This window comes from Halorussus halobius (genome assembly GCF_004765805.1).
Classification (GTDB): Archaea; Halobacteriota; Halobacteria; order Halobacteriales; family Haladaptataceae; genus Halorussus; species Halorussus halobius.
On record NZ_SBIU01000003.1, the window covers coordinates 405,904 to 421,133 of the forward strand.

Annotated in this window: 14 protein-coding genes; 10 read left to right on the forward strand and 4 right to left on the reverse strand. The window is 68.6% G+C overall.

The annotated features are described in order from the left end of the window. Positions 1–55: 55 nt before the first annotated feature. Entirely contained in the window at positions 56–1,573 is a 1,518-nt protein-coding gene (locus tag EPL03_RS08825; protein WP_368277073.1) for a phytoene desaturase family protein, read from the reverse strand. A gap of 202 nt (positions 1,574–1,775) precedes the next feature. Here EPL03_RS08825 and EPL03_RS08830 point away from each other — a divergent pair, with 202 nt between their 5' ends. Beyond that, positions 1,776–2,321, forward strand: a complete 546-nt coding sequence (locus tag EPL03_RS08830) for an NUDIX domain-containing protein (protein ID WP_135828974.1) — start codon at positions 1,776–1,778, stop codon at positions 2,319–2,321. A gap of 150 nt (positions 2,322–2,471) precedes the next feature. Next, the gene (locus tag EPL03_RS08835) at positions 2,472–4,244 is read left to right on the forward strand and encodes an acyl-CoA carboxylase subunit beta (RefSeq protein ID WP_135828975.1); all 1,773 of its coding nucleotides are present in this window, start codon (positions 2,472–2,474) and stop codon (positions 4,242–4,244) included. Positions 4,245–4,265: 21 nt separating this feature from the next. Here EPL03_RS08835 and EPL03_RS08840 read toward each other — a convergent pair whose 3' ends face one another. Further along, on the reverse strand, positions 4,266–4,547 hold the full coding sequence (locus EPL03_RS08840; protein ID WP_135828976.1) for a hypothetical protein: 282 nt from the start codon (positions 4,545–4,547) through the stop codon (positions 4,266–4,268). A gap of 151 nt (positions 4,548–4,698) precedes the next feature. Between EPL03_RS08840 and EPL03_RS08845 the strand changes: the two genes are divergently transcribed. After that, positions 4,699–5,070 carry a DUF5658 family protein gene (locus EPL03_RS08845; protein ID WP_244605228.1) on the forward strand — a complete coding sequence of 124 codons (372 nt, stop codon included), beginning with the start codon at positions 4,699–4,701 and terminating at the stop codon, positions 5,068–5,070. Positions 5,071–5,075: 5 nt separating this feature from the next. Here EPL03_RS08845 and EPL03_RS08850 read toward each other — a convergent pair whose 3' ends face one another. Beyond that, positions 5,076–5,549, reverse strand: coding sequence for a MaoC family dehydratase (locus EPL03_RS08850; RefSeq protein ID WP_135828977.1), 474 nt, complete (start codon positions 5,547–5,549; stop codon positions 5,076–5,078). A gap of 160 nt (positions 5,550–5,709) precedes the next feature. Here EPL03_RS08850 and EPL03_RS08855 point away from each other — a divergent pair, with 160 nt between their 5' ends. The 4 genes from EPL03_RS08855 (at position 5,710) to EPL03_RS08870 (ending at position 9,856) form a co-directional block, all read left to right on the forward strand. Next, positions 5,710–6,906, forward strand: coding sequence for an outer membrane protein assembly factor BamB family protein (locus EPL03_RS08855; RefSeq protein WP_135828978.1), 1,197 nt, complete (start codon positions 5,710–5,712; stop codon positions 6,904–6,906). Positions 6,907–6,979: 73 nt separating this feature from the next. Continuing rightward, positions 6,980–7,840 (forward strand): HpcH/HpaI aldolase/citrate lyase family protein, encoded by an 861-nt coding sequence (locus EPL03_RS08860; RefSeq protein ID WP_135828979.1) that lies wholly within the window; start codon positions 6,980–6,982, stop codon positions 7,838–7,840. A gap of 83 nt (positions 7,841–7,923) precedes the next feature. Next, the gene (locus EPL03_RS08865; RefSeq protein WP_135828980.1) at positions 7,924–9,180 is read left to right on the forward strand and encodes a Glu/Leu/Phe/Val family dehydrogenase; all 1,257 of its coding nucleotides are present in this window, start codon (positions 7,924–7,926) and stop codon (positions 9,178–9,180) included. Positions 9,181–9,274: 94 nt separating this feature from the next. Then, a complete protein-coding gene (locus EPL03_RS08870; RefSeq protein ID WP_135828981.1) occupies positions 9,275–9,856 on the forward strand; it encodes an archaellin/type IV pilin N-terminal domain-containing protein in 582 nt (193 codons plus the stop codon). A 96-nt stretch (positions 9,857–9,952) separates the two neighbouring features. Here the strand turns inward: EPL03_RS08870 and EPL03_RS08875 are convergent, their stop codons facing one another. Beyond that, a complete protein-coding gene (locus EPL03_RS08875) occupies positions 9,953–11,092 on the reverse strand; it encodes an acyl-CoA dehydrogenase family protein (RefSeq protein WP_135828982.1) in 1,140 nt (379 codons plus the stop codon). Between the two features lie 117 nt (positions 11,093–11,209). On the opposite strand from EPL03_RS08875, the gene EPL03_RS08880 reads away from it, so the two are divergent. From EPL03_RS08880 to EPL03_RS08890, 3 genes are all read left to right on the forward strand, one after another. Next, complete coding sequence (locus EPL03_RS08880; RefSeq protein WP_210424945.1) at positions 11,210–12,673, forward strand: aryl-sulfate sulfotransferase; 1,464 nt, start codon at positions 11,210–11,212, stop codon at positions 12,671–12,673. A 71-nt stretch (positions 12,674–12,744) separates the two neighbouring features. Then, a complete protein-coding gene (locus EPL03_RS08885) occupies positions 12,745–13,542 on the forward strand; it encodes an RIO1 family regulatory kinase/ATPase domain-containing protein (RefSeq protein ID WP_135828983.1) in 798 nt (265 codons plus the stop codon). 75 nt (positions 13,543–13,617) lie between these two features. Further along, positions 13,618–15,156 (forward strand): aldehyde dehydrogenase family protein, encoded by a 1,539-nt coding sequence (locus EPL03_RS08890; protein ID WP_135828984.1) that lies wholly within the window; start codon positions 13,618–13,620, stop codon positions 15,154–15,156. Positions 15,157–15,230 lie beyond the last annotated feature (74 nt).

Consider the following 15,230-nt stretch of genomic DNA (forward strand, 5'->3'; position numbering starts at 1 on the left):
GGACGGCCCGCCGGTGCGTTCGGGTCGGGAACGCCCTTCGGGTCCCGGCAAACGCTCACCGCCGGCCCGTAACGTGTTCGGCGGCGATGCGACTTCCCACGAGACACGCGACCGTCCCGAGTCCCGGCCACGTCGTGTCCCCGGCGAGGTAGAACCCGTCGACGCCGACGTCCTGCGGAACGGCTCGCTGATTCGTGTTGGCCGGCGTTTGCCGATATCCGCCGATGGCACCCCGGGGCCGATTCGTGAACTGCTCGTAGGTCACGGGGGTTCCGACCTCGTACACCACCGGATTCGAGCCGAGGTCCGGATACACCGTCCGAGCGCCCGAGACCAGTCGCTCGCCCGCCGCCTCCCGCTTGCGCTCGTACGCTTCGTCGTCGAGGTCCTGCCACGGGTCGACGTCGCAGTGGGTCGACAGTATCACGGCGCGGTGGCCCTCGGGAGCGCTCACGGTGTCCCCCGGTGCCGAGACGGACACGAACATGTTGTTTCCGTTCCCCAGCGGCTCGTCGTAGTCCCGGAGTATCTGGTGGTGGGTGAACTCGCGGCCGGCGACCTCCTCCTCCGGCACGCCGAGGAACGCGACGACCGCGCCGCCTTCGTGTTCCCGCAACGTCTCGACGTGTTCGTCGAGTCGGTCCCCGACGACCGACGGCGCGATTCTCCTCGTCAGGTCGACCGGAAGCGCGCTCACCACCTGCTCGGCCCGGTACCGACCGGAGTCGGTGTCGATTCGGAACGCCCCGCGCCGACCGGTTACCTCCGTGACGGTCGCGCCGGTTTCGAGGGTGCCCCCGATGTCGGCGTAGTGGTCCACGAACGCCGTCCAGAAGCCGTACATGCCGCCTTCGGCCCGCCCGATGCCCGCCTTCCGGATGGAGATGCCGAGTATCGAGTTGAGCAGGGGTGCCTCCTCGAGGGTCGCGTGAACCGTGTCCTCGACCAGCGCGGCGACCGTCTTGCGGAGGGCGACGTCGTCGTACACGCCGAAGTGGTTCAGCGCGTCCGCCATCGTCCACCGGAGATACCGGAGCAGGGAGAGGTTCCCCAGTCCGAGGGTCCTGGCGTTCCGGACCACGTCGCCGACGCTCTGCATCGGCAGCTTCACGTCGCCCCTCGCTATCTCCCAGAGCGCGTCGGAGGTCCGCTCGAGGAACCGGTAGAACGCCCGGTGGGCCGCGTCGTCGCCGAACGTCTCCCGTAGCTCCCGGTTCCACCTCCGGCGGTCGCGGTAGAGCGTCACCGTCCGGTCGGGGAGCCGGACCTCGTAGGCGTCCTGCACGTCGATGTCGGGCGGGTCGAAGCCGATTTCGTCCAGCAGTTGGCCGCCGACGCCGCGCGGCTGGAAGTCGACGAGCGTGGTCGCGCCGACGTCGAACGCGAACCCGTCCCGCCGGTAGTAGCCCGCACACCCGCCGACGTGGTCGTGTCGTTCGAGGACGACCGTCCGGAGGCCCTCGGACTGGAGTCTGGCCGCAGTACTCATTCCGGCGACGCCGCCGCCGACGACGGCGACGTCGAAGTTTCGGTCGGTCAGTGGCGGGATGCGTTCGACACCTCCGGTTCGGATTCCGAGTTCGCCGAGATGGTCGTCTCGGTACGTTCGTCGGCGACGGTTAAAAACGATGAGGGGTCGAGCGACGGCACGACCCGCGCTCGTCCCGCCGCGTGAGGACCGCTCGTTCCGTAGCGTTCGATTCGGCGGGTCAGAGCGAGCGACTCGTGAGCGTCGACCGACAGGTTCGACGCTCCCGGCGCACGTACTGGGGACGATGACCGATGGCTCCGAGCCGTTCGTCGGGAAGATAACGCAGAAGGCCGTCCTGTTCGGTCCGGACGGCGACGTCCTCGTGACGCGAGTCGACGACCACTGGGAGCCGCCGGGCGGAACCTTCGAGTTCGGCGAGACGCTGGTCGGCGGCCTCCGGCGCGAACTCCGCGAGGAACTGGGCCTCGACGCCACGGTCGGCCCGCCGGTCGAGGCGGCGTACGGCGGCTGGCTCGACGGCGAGACGGCGAATCCGATGGTAGCCCTCGTCTACCGCTGTGAAACCGACCAGCGGGCGGTGACTCTCAATTACGAACACGACGACTACGAGTGGGTCGCTCCCGAGACGGCCGCCGACCGCCTGCGGGCGACTTTCGGCGAGCGGGTCGGCCGCGCGGTCGAACGGGCCGTCGCGCTCGACGGCGGTGAGCCGTTCGAGGCAGTGGCCGACCCCTACGCGGACGGCGACGTGACCCGCGAGGAGGTGCTGGCGGAGCTGGCCGCCGCTCGGGCCGCCGACGGCCCCGGAGACCTCGAATCGAACCCGTGAGGGCCCTTCGACGCTCGATTCTCCGACGCTCGACCGCCGGCCCGCTTCCCCGACTCGTAGACGGGTGACACGGTCCGGGGCCGTTCACCCCGAAAATTCCGCCGCGTCGAAAGGGAAAACGGTTTGAAATCGCTGGCCGCATTCCGACCCATGAAAGTCCGCATCAGCGCCGGCGCGACCGAGGAGGAGGCGTCCGCCATCGCGGAGGCGCTCGCCCAGCACGTCCGCGACGAGGTCGAAGTGTTCGTGGGCGAGGCCGACGCGCCGGCCGCCGTCCGGGACCCCGCAGTCGCGGCGACCGCCGGGAATCCGTCGGGTGGGTCGGCCGGGAGCGACGCCGGCGACGACCTCGGGCCGACCGAGCGCGAACAGCAGTTGTGGGCCGAGATAGAGGACATCGAGCTGGGCGGTCCCGAGAAGTACAAGGACCGCCTCGACGACCAGGGGAAGCTGTTCGTGCGCGACCGCCTCGACCTCTGGTTCGGCGACCTGCTGTTCGAGGACGGCAAGTTCGCCAACTTCGACGCGTGGCACGCCGACAGCCCCGAGGTCGAGGACGGGAACGACGACCGACTGCCGGGCGACGGCCTGCTCACGGGCGCGGCCGAGTTCGAGGGCCGGGAGGTCCACTTCATGGCCAACGACTTTACGGTCAAGGCCGGGTCGATGGCCGAGAAGGGCGTCGAGAAGTTCCTCCGGATGCAACAGCGCGCGCTCAAGTCGGGCAAGCCCGTCCTCTACCTGATGGACTCGTCGGGCGGGCGCATCGACCAGCAGACCGGCTTCTTCGCCAACCGCGAGGGCATCGGGAAGTACTACTACAACCACTCGATGCTCTCCGGGCGGGTCCCACAGATTTGCGTCCTCTACGGCCCCTGCATCGCCGGCGCGGCATACACGCCCGTCTTCGCCGATTTCACCGTCATGGTCCGGGACATGTCCGCGATGGCAATCGCCAGCCCCCGGATGGTCGAGATGGTGACCGGCGAGGAAATCGACCTCCAGGACCTCGGCGGTCCCGACGTCCACGCCCAGCACTCGGGCAGCGCCGACCTCGTGGCCGACGACGAGGAACACGCCCGCGAGCTGGTCGCGGACCTGCTATCCTATCTGCCCGACAGCGCCGACGACAAGCCCCCGAAGACCGAGGGGCAATCGCCCGCGAAGTCGCCCGAGGGCATCGACTCCATCGTCCCGAGCGAACCCAACAAGGGCTACGACATGACCGACGTAATCGACCGCGTGGTCGACGAGGGGTCGTACTTCGAACTCAAGCCCGAGTACGGCGAGGAGATTCTGACGGCGTTCGCGCGCATCGACGGCCGGCCGGTCGGCATCGTCGCCAACCAGCCCGCCCAGCGGGCCGGGGCCATCTTCCCCGACGCCGCCGAGAAGGCCGCCGAGTTCATCTGGACCTGCGACGCCTACGACGTGCCGCTGCTCTACCTGTGTGACACGCCGGGCTTCATGGCGGGCTCGCAGGTCGAGAAGGACGCCATCCTCGAGAAGGGCAAGAAGTTCATCTACGCAACCTCCTCGGCCACCGTGCCCAAGCAGACCGTCGTGGTCCGGAAGGCCTACGGCGCGGGCATCTACGCGATGGGCGGCCCGGCCTACGACCCCGAGAGCGTGCTGGGTCTCCCCTCGGGCGAAATCGCCATCATGGGTCCGGAAGCGGCCATCAACGCGGTGTACGCCCGGAAGCTCTCGCAAATCGACGACGAGGCCGAGCGCGCGAACAAAGAGCAGGAACTCCGCGAGGAGTACCGCGAGGACATCGACGTCCACCGGATGGCCAGCGAGGTCGTCATCGACGAGATCGTCCCGCCGAGTACGCTCCGGACCGAGTTGGAGAACCGGTTCGCGTTCTACGAGGGCGTCGAGAAGGACCTGCCGGACAAGAAGCACGGCACCGTGCTGTGAGGCCGGGGCCTCGTCGGCGGCTCAGCACCTCGGTAACACGATGCACGGAGTGCAGGGGACCCCGCCATCCACGCAGTAACAACACTCCTCGTCGGTCGATTCGTCGTCCCACGACAGGTCCTCGACGTCGGGGGTGTCCGACCGCCGGTCGAACTCCCCGATTGGAATCGCCTCCTCGCTGCCGTCCGGGAACTCCCACTTCACGTGGGTCGGCCCGTCGGTGCTGGCCGACGCGAGTCCCGCCCCGCCGGCCGCGAGCACGCTCGCCGTCGCGGTTCGCCGTAGCAAATCTCTCCGACGCATATATTATACCAGTATATTATTCTTAATAAAGTTTTCTCCAAATAAGTAATTATTTGTAATCCCGCGTGTCCCGCGCGAAAGAGCCGTATAACAATGGGCGGTCTCGCCGTTCGTCGGTCCGTGACAGCGGACGCCGCGACGGAGCCCGACCATGAGTTCTGATCGCCGCTACCCCATCGCCCTCGCCCGGACGCGGAATCGGACCGTCGACGCACTCGCGGGCGTCAGTCGCGTCGAGCGCGCGCTCTGGACGCTCGTCGGCGTCGCGCTCGTCGCCGACCTGGCCACGACCTACTACGGCCTCCGGCTCGGCCTCAGGGAGTCGAATCCGGTGGCTCGGACCGCCATGCAGCGGTTCGGGTTCGGGGCGATGGTGGGGCTGAAACTGCTGGCGGTCGGCGTCGGAGTCGGCTGTCGTCGGTTGCTCGCCGGCCGGCCGGGCCTGATCGTGCCCGCTGCGCTGGCCGTCCCGTGGCTCGCGGCCGCACTGGTCAACCTCACGCTGTACGCGATGGCGGCCTGACTCGGCTACTGGTCGGCCCGCTTCAGCGAGAGGACCGTCCGGTCGAACTCGCAGACCAGCAGGTCGTCGCCGGCCTCGCCCTCCCGGTTCACCGCGAACGCCTCGACGTGCATCGTCACGACGCCGCGCTCGCCGTCGCTGGTCTCGCGCTTGTCGGTGACCGTCGACTGGGCCCGGATGGTGTCGCCGTGGAACACGGGGTTGGGATGCTCGACGTCGTCGTAGCTCAGGTTGGCGACGATGGTGCCGTCGGTGGTGTCGGGAATCGACAGCCCCACCGCGAGGCTCATGGTGTAGAGGCCGTTGACCAGCCGGTCGCCGAACTGGGTGCCCTCGGCGAACTCGGCGTCGAGGTGGAGCGGCTGCTGGTTCATCGTCATGTCGCAGAACTGCTGGTTGTCGGACTCGCTGACGGTCCGGCGCTTGTCGTGCTGGTAGGTCGCGCCGACCTCGAACTCCTCGTAGTAGCGTCCCGCCATGGTCGGCCGGTCGGTCCAGCGGGGCAAAAACCCACGCGGTTTCGGCCGGTAAGCACCGTTTACCGGTCGGCAGCGGACCGCCGCTCGGTCGGTAGGGCCCCCATAACAATGGGTACGGCGGGGTTAGGTCGGCGTGCGGTCAGTTACGCCGAGGCACACGATGTCCGAGGACGCAACCCGATTCGAGTGGGCGCGACCGCGAACAGGGGACCGTGACCGCGTCGACCGCGCGCCAGGGCGCGACCCGACGCGACGAACGGCGCGGGACGACCGACCGCCGGCCGGGAAACTGGCTTCAGGGGAGCCACGGACCGCGGACGGTCGTCCCCGCGTTCGAACCGCGACGGTCGACGCCGCGACAGCGAACTCGCCGAGCGAATCGGACGGGTCAGCCGACCCGCGCGTCCAGTTCGCGTACCGGGGCGGCGGCCGGTTCGAGAGCCGTCCCGTGGTGTGCGAGGGGACGGTGTACCTCGGCTGCGCGAACGGCGGTACGCACGCGGTCGACGGCGACCACGGAACCGAACGCTGGTCGGCGTCGGCTCGCGACCGGTCCACTGGGCCCGCCGTGGCCGGAGACGTCGTCTGCACCGCGACCGAACAGGGGACGGTCGCGGCGCGCGACGCCGCGACGGGGCGACGACGGTGGGAGTTCGAGGCGGCCGGGAGGGTACAGACCGCCCCGACGGTCGCCGACGGGAGCGTGCTCGTCGCGACGACCGACGGGCACGTGACCGCACTCCACGCCCGGGACGGCTCCCGACTCGGGACGTTCCGGAACGCCGCCCGGGCGGTGTGCTCGCTCGCGGTGGCCGGCGAACGCGTCGTGCTCGCGAGCCTCGACGGCGGCGCGTACGCCCACGACCGGACCGACGGGCGCGAGCACTGGCGGTTCGACCCGTCGGTCGCGGTCCGAGACGCGCCGGCCGTCGCCGACGGAACGGCGTACCTCACGACCGTCGACGACGGCCGAGCGTGCGCTATCTCGGCGGTCACGGGTCGTCTGCAGTGGCGAGCCGACGTGAGCGAGAGCGCGTGGGCCGCCCCGACGGTCGCCGACGGGAGCGCGTTCGTCGCGACGACCGACGGAACCGTCCGGGCGCTCGACGCCGAGGACGGGGCGAGGAGGTGGCGGGCTCGCGTCGGCGGGCGGCTCTGGGCGTCGCCGACCGTCGCCGGGGAGTCAGTGCTTGTCGGCGACGACGCTGGCACCGTGACCGCGCTGGACCGGGACGACGGGACCACGCTGTGGCGCTACCGGACGGGTGCCCCCGTGGTCGCTCCGGTGACCGTCGCCGAGGGGACCGCCTACGTGGCCGACCGGAGCGGCACCCTCACAGCCCTTTCGCTCCCGTGAGCAGGACGGGCCGGGACTCGGAGCCGTCGTGGCTTCCACTGGGTTGAAGCCGTCCGCCCTCCAATTCGGCGCTATGCCACGCCGAAGCCTGCTGTTCACGCCGGGCGACCGCCCGGAGATGCTGCGGAAAGCGCCCCGGGCGGGGGCCGACGCGCTCGTGTTCGACCTCGAAGACGCGGTGGCTCCCGACCGCAAGGACGAGGCGCGCGCGGCCGTCCGGGACGTACTGGCCGACCCCGAGTTCGACCCCGACGTCGAGGTCTGCGTCCGCGTCAACCCCACCGGCATCGCGGCCGACGACGACCTCCAGGGCCTGCTGGCCGACGAGCGGGCGGCCCAGCGCCTCGACTCGGTGATGCTCCCGAAGGTCGAGGCGGCCGACGACGTCGAGACGCTCGCCGGCCTGCTCGACGAGCGCGGGGCGGCCGTCCCGGTGCTCGCGCTGGTCGAGACCGCCGCCGGGGTCCTCGCGGCCGAGGAGATTGCGGCGGTCCCGGCGGTCGACGCGCTGGCGTTCGGCGCGGAGGACCTCGCGGCCGACCTGGGTGCGACCCGGACCGACGAGGGGACCGAGATACTCCACGCCCGCGAACACGTCGTGCTCGCGGCCAGCGCGGCCGGCGTGGACGCTATCGACACCGTCTACACCGACTTCGAGGACGCCGACGGCCTGCGCGAGGCGACCGAGTTCGCCATCGAACTGGGGTTCGACGGCAAACTCGCCATCCACCCCTCGCAGGTCGACCCAATCAACGAGGCGTTCACGCCCGCCCCCGAGCGCGTCGAGTGGGCCGAGCGCGTGCTGGCGGCCAAGCGAGAGGCCGACGCCGAGGACCGGGGGGTCTTCGAAGTCGACGGGGAGATGGTCGACGCGCCCCTGATAGCGCAGGCCGAGCGCGTGCTGGCGTACGCCGAGGCCGCCGACGATATTTAAACACATCCTTATCTGTTAAAGGAGTCTATTCGATAATAATTTCGTCACGCTTATTCGCGGGTGTGTGGGAGTTGAAGGCGAAGATGTCCGAGCAAGCGAACCCCTTCGAGAGTCTGCAAGAGCAGATCGACGACGCGTCGGCGTACGTCGACGCCGACGCGGACGTGCTCGCCCGACTCAAACACCCCGAGCGCGTGCTGGAGACCAACCTCTCGGTCGAGATGGACGACGGCTCGGTCGAGGTGTTCGAGGCCTACCGGTCGCAGTTCAACGGCGACCGCGGCCCGTACAAGGGCGGCATCCGGTACCATCCGGGGGTCACTCGCGACGAGGTGAAGGCCCTCTCGGGCTGGATGGTGTACAAGTGTGCGGTCGTCGACATTCCGTACGGCGGCGGCAAGGGCGGCATCGTCGTCGACCCCGACGACTACAGCGAGAGCGAACTCGAACGACTCACGCGGTCGTTCGCCGAGGAACTCCGGCCGCTCATCGGCGAGGACAGGGACATCCCCGCGCCCGACGTCAACACCGGCCAGCGCGAGATGAACTGGATAAAGGACACCTACGAGACGCTGGAGAACACCACCGAACCCGGCGTCATCACGGGCAAGTCCCCCGACAGCGGCGGGAGCGCGGGCCGCGTGGCGGCCACTGGGCGGTCGACCATGCTCACCGCCCGCGAGGCGTTCGACTACCTCGACCGGGACATCGCGGGTGCCGACGTCGCCGTACAGGGGTACGGTAACGCCGGCTGGATCGCCGCGAAACTCATCCACGAACTCGACGCCAACGTGGTCGCGGTGTCGGACTCCAGCGGCGCTATCTACCGGGAGGACGGCTTCAATCCGGTCGACGTGAAACACCACAAGAACGAGACCGGAAGCGTGACTGGCTACCACAACGCCGACCAGGAGTTGTCCAACGAGGACCTGCTCACCCTCGACGTGGACCTGCTCGTACCCGCCGCGCTGGAAAACGCCATCGACGGCGACCTCGCCGAGGAGGTCTCGGCCGACGTCGTCGTCGAGGCCGCGAATGGCCCGCTCACGCCCGACGCCGACGACGTGCTCGCCGAGTCGGACGTCTACGTCTTCCCGGACATCCTCGCCAACGCCGGCGGCGTGACCGTCTCGTACTTCGAGTGGGTCCAGAACCGCCAGCGGTTCTACTGGACCGAGGACCGCGTCAACGAGGAGCTCGAACGCGTCATCACCGACGCCTTCGACAATCTGGTCGACACCTACGAGTCGACCGGCGCGCCCAACATGCGGACCGCCGCGTACGTGGTCGCCATCCAGCGCGTGCTCGAAGCCTACGAGGAAGGCGGGAACTGGCCGTAGCGACCGAACCGGACCGACCGCCGACCGGTTCTCAGGCGTGATAACGGCGTCGGGGTTTTATGTCCTCTGTGTGAGAAGGCCGAGCCACGTAACTATGTTCGACACGGAACTGACCGACCGTGGTCAGGTGGGTATCGGCACGCTCATCGTGTTCATCGCGATGGTGCTGGTGGCCGCTATCGCTGCGGGCGTGCTCATCAACACTGCGGGCTTTCTGCAGAACAAGGCCGAACAGACCGGACAGGAGTCGAGCGCGCAGGTGACCGACCGGGTCAGCGTGGTCAACACCATCGGCGACGTGGGCAACGACGAGTCGGTCCACTTCGTGAACATGACCGTGATGAAAGGCTCCGGGGCGGGCGACATCAACCTCTCGACGGCGACCGTCGAGTGGCTCGGTCCCGACGGCGGGACGATTCTCACGCACGGTGAGGAGGCAAACGACACGCGGTTCGCGACCAGTACCATCCAGGACATCGACGACACCGCGCCGGTTATCGTCCATCAGGAGGACCGATTCCGCATCACGCTCGACGCAGTCGAACTGACCGACGGCGACCACGGCCTCAAGGAGGCCGAGGACTTCACCGTCAAGATCATCACCTCCGCCGGTGCAGTGACCTACCACCATCAGGTGCCACCCACGCTGACCGACCAGACGGCGGTCTCCCTCTAGTCGCTCTTCTATCCGCGCGCGAACGTCTCGCAGCCCCCTTCGTCTCTATCACCCCATTCTCGCCGGTTCCGATTCGGGACGTGACCCTCCCGACGTTCAGAGGCCGAGCTCCCGCCCCACGACCAGGTGCTGAATCTCGCTGGTCCCCTCGCCGATCTCCATCAGCTTGGCGTCCCGGAAGAACCGCTGGGGCGCGAAGTCCTCGGTGTAGCCGTAGCCCCCGAGCGTCTGGACCGCGTCCTCGGCCACCTCGCGGGCGGCCTCGCTGGCGTCGAGCTTGGCGAGCGCGCTCTCGCGGGTGACCGACTCGCCCCGGTCGTACTTGCACGCCGCCTTGTGGGTCAACAGGCGGGCGCGCTCGACCTTACGGTCCATCGAGACCACCTTGTTCCGGATGGCGTCGAACTTCGAGATGGGCTTGCCGAACTGCTCGCGCTCGGTGCTGTACTCCCTGGCGGCCTCGTACGCGCCCTGCGCGAGCCCGGTCGACAGCGCCGCGATGGAGATGCGGCCGCCGTCCAGCGTCTTTTTGGTCTGCTCCCAGCCGTCGCCTTCCTCGCCGAGCAGGCGGTCGGCGGGCAGTCGAACGTCGTCGAGTTGTATCTCGCAGGTGGGCGAGGCGTTCAGTCCCATCTTGTCCCAGACGGTCGTGACCTCGAACCCGTCGTCTTCGGGGTCGACGATGAACGTCGAGATGCCGTCGTAGCCCGCCTCGGGGTCGGTGACCGCCTTCACGAGGACGCTCCCGGCCACGTTCGCGTTCGTGATGAACTGCTTGGTGCCGTTGAGCACCCACTCGTCGCCGTCCTTTTGAGCGGTGGTGTTCATGTCGCTGGCGTCCGACCCGCTGTCGGGTTCGGTCAGCGCCCACGAGCCGAGGTACTCGCCCTCGGCGAGCGGTCGGAGCCAGCGCTCTTTCTGCTCGTCGGTGCCGAACAGCTCGATGGGCTTGCTCGCCAGCGAGACGTGCGCGGCGTACGAGAGGCCGACCGACCCCGAGACGCGGCCGAGTTCCTCGGTCACGAGCGCGTACAGCAACTGGTCGCCCCCGAGGCCGCCGTACTCCTCGGCGACGGGGACGCCCATCATGTCGAGGTCCGCGAGCTGGTCGAACAGTTCCTCGGGGAACCGATGCTCGTCCTCGATGTCCTGAGCGACGGGCTCGATCTCCTCCTCGCAGAACTCCCGCACCGTGTCCCGTATCATCCGATGTTCGTCGGGGAGGCTGAAATCCATGCGCAAAAGTTGCGCGAGCCGCGATAAAAAGTCTCCGCACCCGCGTCGGGCTACCCTCCATCCCGCACCGAACGAATGTCGAAACCACTTAATACTGACACTCGAAATCCGCGAAGCGTGACCCGCCGCACGCAGATTCGAGCGGTCCTCGCGGTGGTCGTTCTCGGGATGGTGCTCGCGCTGGCGGCCGGGTTCGTCACCGCCGGCGAGTCGCCCAACGCCCGGTACGACCGAACGGCAGACCTCCACACCGGCGAGCAGCCACAGGTAGTCGAACCCCGGTCGGGCGTCACCGTCGTCGCGGTTCAGAACGGCGACGTCCGAGACGTCTCGGGGGAACTGGTCGCGTTCCGCTCCAACGGGACCGTCCTCTACCAGACCGAGCGGTACAGCACCTACTGGGACGTCGACCCGACGCCGGGGACCGACCGGACGGTCTCGTACGTCGCCACCGAGCGCCTCGACTCGTCGGTGTGCGAGGGCGAGCCCGTCCCGACCTCGGGCGGGGAGTGCCGGCGGAACGTGGTCGAGCGGCTCAACCTCTCGACCGGCGAGCGCACCCGGCTCTACAGCCATCGCTCGGTCGGCGGCCGGTGGCACGACGTGGACGTGATAAACGACACCCACGTTCTCGTGGCCGACATCGCCAACGAGGTGGCGTTCGTCGTCAACGGCTCCTCGGGCATCCGCGAGTGGACGTGGAGCGCCGAGAGCTACCTCTCGCCCGGCAGCGGCGGTCCGTACGACGGCGACTGGGTCCACCTCAACGACGTGGAGTACCTCGACGACGGCCGCATCATGGTCGACCTCCGCAACCAGGACCAGGTGGCGTTCGTCAATCGCTCGACCGGGGTCGTCGACGACTGGACCCTCGGGAGCGACGACGACCACGACGTCCTCCACGAACAGCACAACCCCGACTACATCCCCGAGTCGGCGGGCGGCCCGGCGGTCCTCGTGGCCGACTCGGAGAACGACCGGCTCGTGGAGTACCAGCGCGAGAACGGCTCGTGGAATCGGACGTGGCGCTGGACCGACGCCGACACCCAGTGGCCCCGCGACGCCGACCGCCTGCCAAACGACAACACCATGATAACCGACACCATCGGCGACCGGGTGTTCGAGGTGAACCCCGAGGGCGAAATCGTCTGGAGCCTGCCGGTCGACCGACCCTACGAGGCCGAGCGGCTCGGCTCCGGCGAGGAGAGCGCCGGCGGCACGAGCGCCGCGGCGGCCGACCTCGAATCGAACGCGGCCGCGCCGCCCGAGGGGCCGGCCGAGCGGTTCGAGGAGGCGGTCCGGTCGGTCGTCCCCATCAAGATGCAGAACGCGTTGCTGGGCTACATCTTCCCGTGGTGGATGGGCTTTTACGACGTGCTGACGACCGTCTCGTTGGGCGGGGTCCTCCTGGCGTGGGGCGGCGTCGAGCTGTGGTGGTCGCGGTTCCCCGACCGCGTCCGCGAGCGGACCGGCGTCGAGGTCGAGCCGACGCCCCGCCGGCTGGCCGTGCTGGCCGTGCTCGCGCTGACGGCGGTCGCCAGTCTCGGTTACCTCGGGACGACCGTGATGTCGCTGTTCTGACTCGCGGTCCCGACGAGCGGGGGCGGCGCGGGCAAGTGGGTTTTTATCGGGCGGTCGCCTACCCGGCAGTGATGAGCATCCGGCGGCTGGTCCGGGGGACCATCGAGTGGGAGCGGCTGGAAGCCGTGTTCGAGGAGTTGGCGCGTCGGTACGACGAGCCCGAGCTCCGGGTCGAGTTTCTGGACGCCGACAACTGGCTGTCGACGCCCTGCGTGGTGGACGACCGCTGGTTCGTGAAGCTAGTCACCGACCAGAACTCGCTGGTCCACGCGGTGTTCACCGGCGCGCGCAACCTCGGCGCGTTCTCGTCGGGCACGGAGGGCTTTTTCGAGCACTTCGAGGACCCGCTGGCGATGTGCGACCACGAAATCGACGCCACGCGCCGGATGCGCGACATCGGCGTCAACGCACCGGCACCCATCGAGACGTTCGAGGTCGACGGGATGGGCGTGCTGGTGATGGAGTACCTGCCCGAGTTCCGGACGTTCGAGGACCTGTCCCGGGAGACGGTCGCGGACCTCGCGCCCGAGGTGTTCGGCGCGTTGGCAGCGATGCACGACCACCGGCTCGCGCACGGCGACCTCCGGGGCGAGAACGTGCTCGTGAAGGACGGCGAGGTGTACTTCATCGACGCCACCAGCGTCCGCGAGGCGGGCGTCGACGAGGCCCGGTCGTACGACCTCGCGTGCGCGCTCGCGGCACTCGAACCTCGAATCGGCGCTCGCGCGGCCGTATCGGCCGCCGCCGACCACTACGCGCCCGACGAACTGCTCGCGGCCCGGGAGTTCCTGGACTTCGTGAACATCCGACCCGACCACGACTTCGACGCCGTGGAGGTCAAGGGCGAGATCGAGAAGCGGTGTCACTGACCGCTCGACGGGCGACCGACCACCCGACCGAGTAGCAGTCTTTTTTATGGTGCCCACAACAATTTTTACCTGAACATGAGCCAGCAAGCCAGCGAGCAGATTTACGGCCACTACATCGGCGGCGAGTGGACCGACGGGAGCGGCGACGAGACCTTCGAGAGCGTCGACCCCTCGAATCAGGAGGTACTCGGGGAGTTCCACCGGGCCACCGAGGGCGACGTCGACGAGGCGCTCGCGGCCGCCGAGGCCGCCGAGGAGGAGTGGCGCGACCTCTCGTACATCGACCGCGCGGAGTACCTCTGGGACGTCTACCACGAACTCAAGGACCGGACCGACGAACTCGGCGAGATAGTCACCAAGGAGTGTGGCAAGGAGATATCCGAGGGGAAAGCCGACGTGGTCGAGGCCGCACACATGGTCGAGTGGGCCGCCGGCAACGCCCGCCATCCCCACGGCGACGTGGTCCCCTCCGAGATTCCGAGCAAGGACGCCTACATGCGCCGCAAACCCCGGGGCGTCGTGGGCTGTATCACGCCGTGGAATTTCCCGGTCGCCATCCCGTTCTGGCACATGGCGCTCGCGCTGGTCGAGGGCAACACGGTCGTCTGGAAGCCCGCCGAGCAGACGCCGTGGTGCGGCCAGATAATCGCCGAGATGATGGTCGACGCCGGCATCCCCGACGGCGTGTTCAACATGGTCCAAGGGTTCGGCGACGCCGGCAACGCCATCGTCGAGGACGACCGGGTCGACACCGTGCTGTTCACCGGCTCCTCGGAGGTCGGCCAGCAGATAGCCAGCAAGGTCGGCGGCGAGCCGGGCAAGCTGGCGGCCTGCGAGATGGGCGGCAAGAACGGTATCGTCGTCACGGAGAACGCGGACCTCGACGTGGCGGTCCACTCGGCCGTGATGTCTTCGTTCAAGACCACGGGCCAGCGTTGTGTCTCCAGCGAGCGCCTCATCGTCCACGAGGACGTCTACGACGAGTTCAAGGAGCGCTACGTCGAACTCGCCCAGCAGGTGTCAGTCGGCGACCCCCTCGAAGAGGACACCTTCATGGGCCCGGTCGTCAACGAGCAGCAGGTCGAGAAGTTCCACCAGTACAACGAGCTCGCCCGCGAGGAGGGCGCGAACGTGCTGGTCGACCGCGCGGAACTCGACGACGACGAGATTCCCGACGGCCACGACGAGGGCTTCTGGGTCGGCCCGTTCGTCTACGAGGTCGACTACGACACCGACCTCCGGTGTCTCAAGGAGGAGGTCTTCGGCCCCCACGTCGCGCTCGTCGAGTACAGCGGCGACATGGACCGCGCGATGGAGATTCACAACGACACGCCCTACGGGCTGGCCGGTGCGGTCATCTCCGAGGACTACCGCCAGATAAACCAGTTCCGCGACGAAGCCGAGATCGGGCTGGCGTACGCCAACCTGCCCTGCATCGGCGCGGAGGTCCAGCTCCCGTTCGGCGGCGTCAAGAAGTCGGGCAACGGCTACCCGAGCGCCCGCGAAGCCATCGAGGCCGTCACCGAGCGCACCGCGTGGACGATGAACAACTCGAAGGACATCGAGATGGCCCAGGGGCTGTCGGCCGACATCAAGGTCGAAAGCGACGACTGAGACGCGAGCAGTGCCCGAGACACCGCTGACGGCACCGTCCCGTCCGACCGAGTGGACCGCGAGTCCCTCGGGGC

What these genes read in the sequence shown, in the direction of transcription:
- EPL03_RS08875 (WP_135828982.1), bottom strand. Translation starts at nt 11,092, where the DNA reads ATGGATTTCAGCCTCCCCGACGAACATCGGATGATACGGGACACGGTG.
- EPL03_RS08885 (WP_135828983.1), top strand. Translation starts at nt 12,745, where the DNA reads ATGAGCATCCGGCGGCTGGTCCGGGGGACCATCGAGTGGGAGCGGCTG.
- EPL03_RS08860 (WP_135828979.1), top strand. Translation starts at nt 6,980, where the DNA reads ATGCCACGCCGAAGCCTGCTGTTCACGCCGGGCGACCGCCCGGAGATG.
- EPL03_RS08840 (WP_135828976.1), bottom strand. Translation starts at nt 4,547, where the DNA reads ATGCGTCGGAGAGATTTGCTACGGCGAACCGCGACGGCGAGCGTGCTC.
- EPL03_RS08870 (WP_135828981.1), top strand. Translation starts at nt 9,275, where the DNA reads ATGTTCGACACGGAACTGACCGACCGTGGTCAGGTGGGTATCGGCACG.
- EPL03_RS08855 (WP_135828978.1), top strand. Translation starts at nt 5,710, where the DNA reads ATGTCCGAGGACGCAACCCGATTCGAGTGGGCGCGACCGCGAACAGGG.
- EPL03_RS08835 (WP_135828975.1), top strand. Translation starts at nt 2,472, where the DNA reads ATGAAAGTCCGCATCAGCGCCGGCGCGACCGAGGAGGAGGCGTCCGCC.
- EPL03_RS08830 (WP_135828974.1), top strand. Translation starts at nt 1,776, where the DNA reads ATGACCGATGGCTCCGAGCCGTTCGTCGGGAAGATAACGCAGAAGGCC.
- EPL03_RS08890 (WP_135828984.1), top strand. Translation starts at nt 13,618, where the DNA reads ATGAGCCAGCAAGCCAGCGAGCAGATTTACGGCCACTACATCGGCGGC.
- EPL03_RS08845 (WP_244605228.1), top strand. Translation starts at nt 4,699, where the DNA reads ATGAGTTCTGATCGCCGCTACCCCATCGCCCTCGCCCGGACGCGGAAT.
- EPL03_RS08865 (WP_135828980.1), top strand. Translation starts at nt 7,924, where the DNA reads ATGTCCGAGCAAGCGAACCCCTTCGAGAGTCTGCAAGAGCAGATCGAC.
- EPL03_RS08850 (WP_135828977.1), bottom strand. Translation starts at nt 5,549, where the DNA reads ATGGCGGGACGCTACTACGAGGAGTTCGAGGTCGGCGCGACCTACCAG.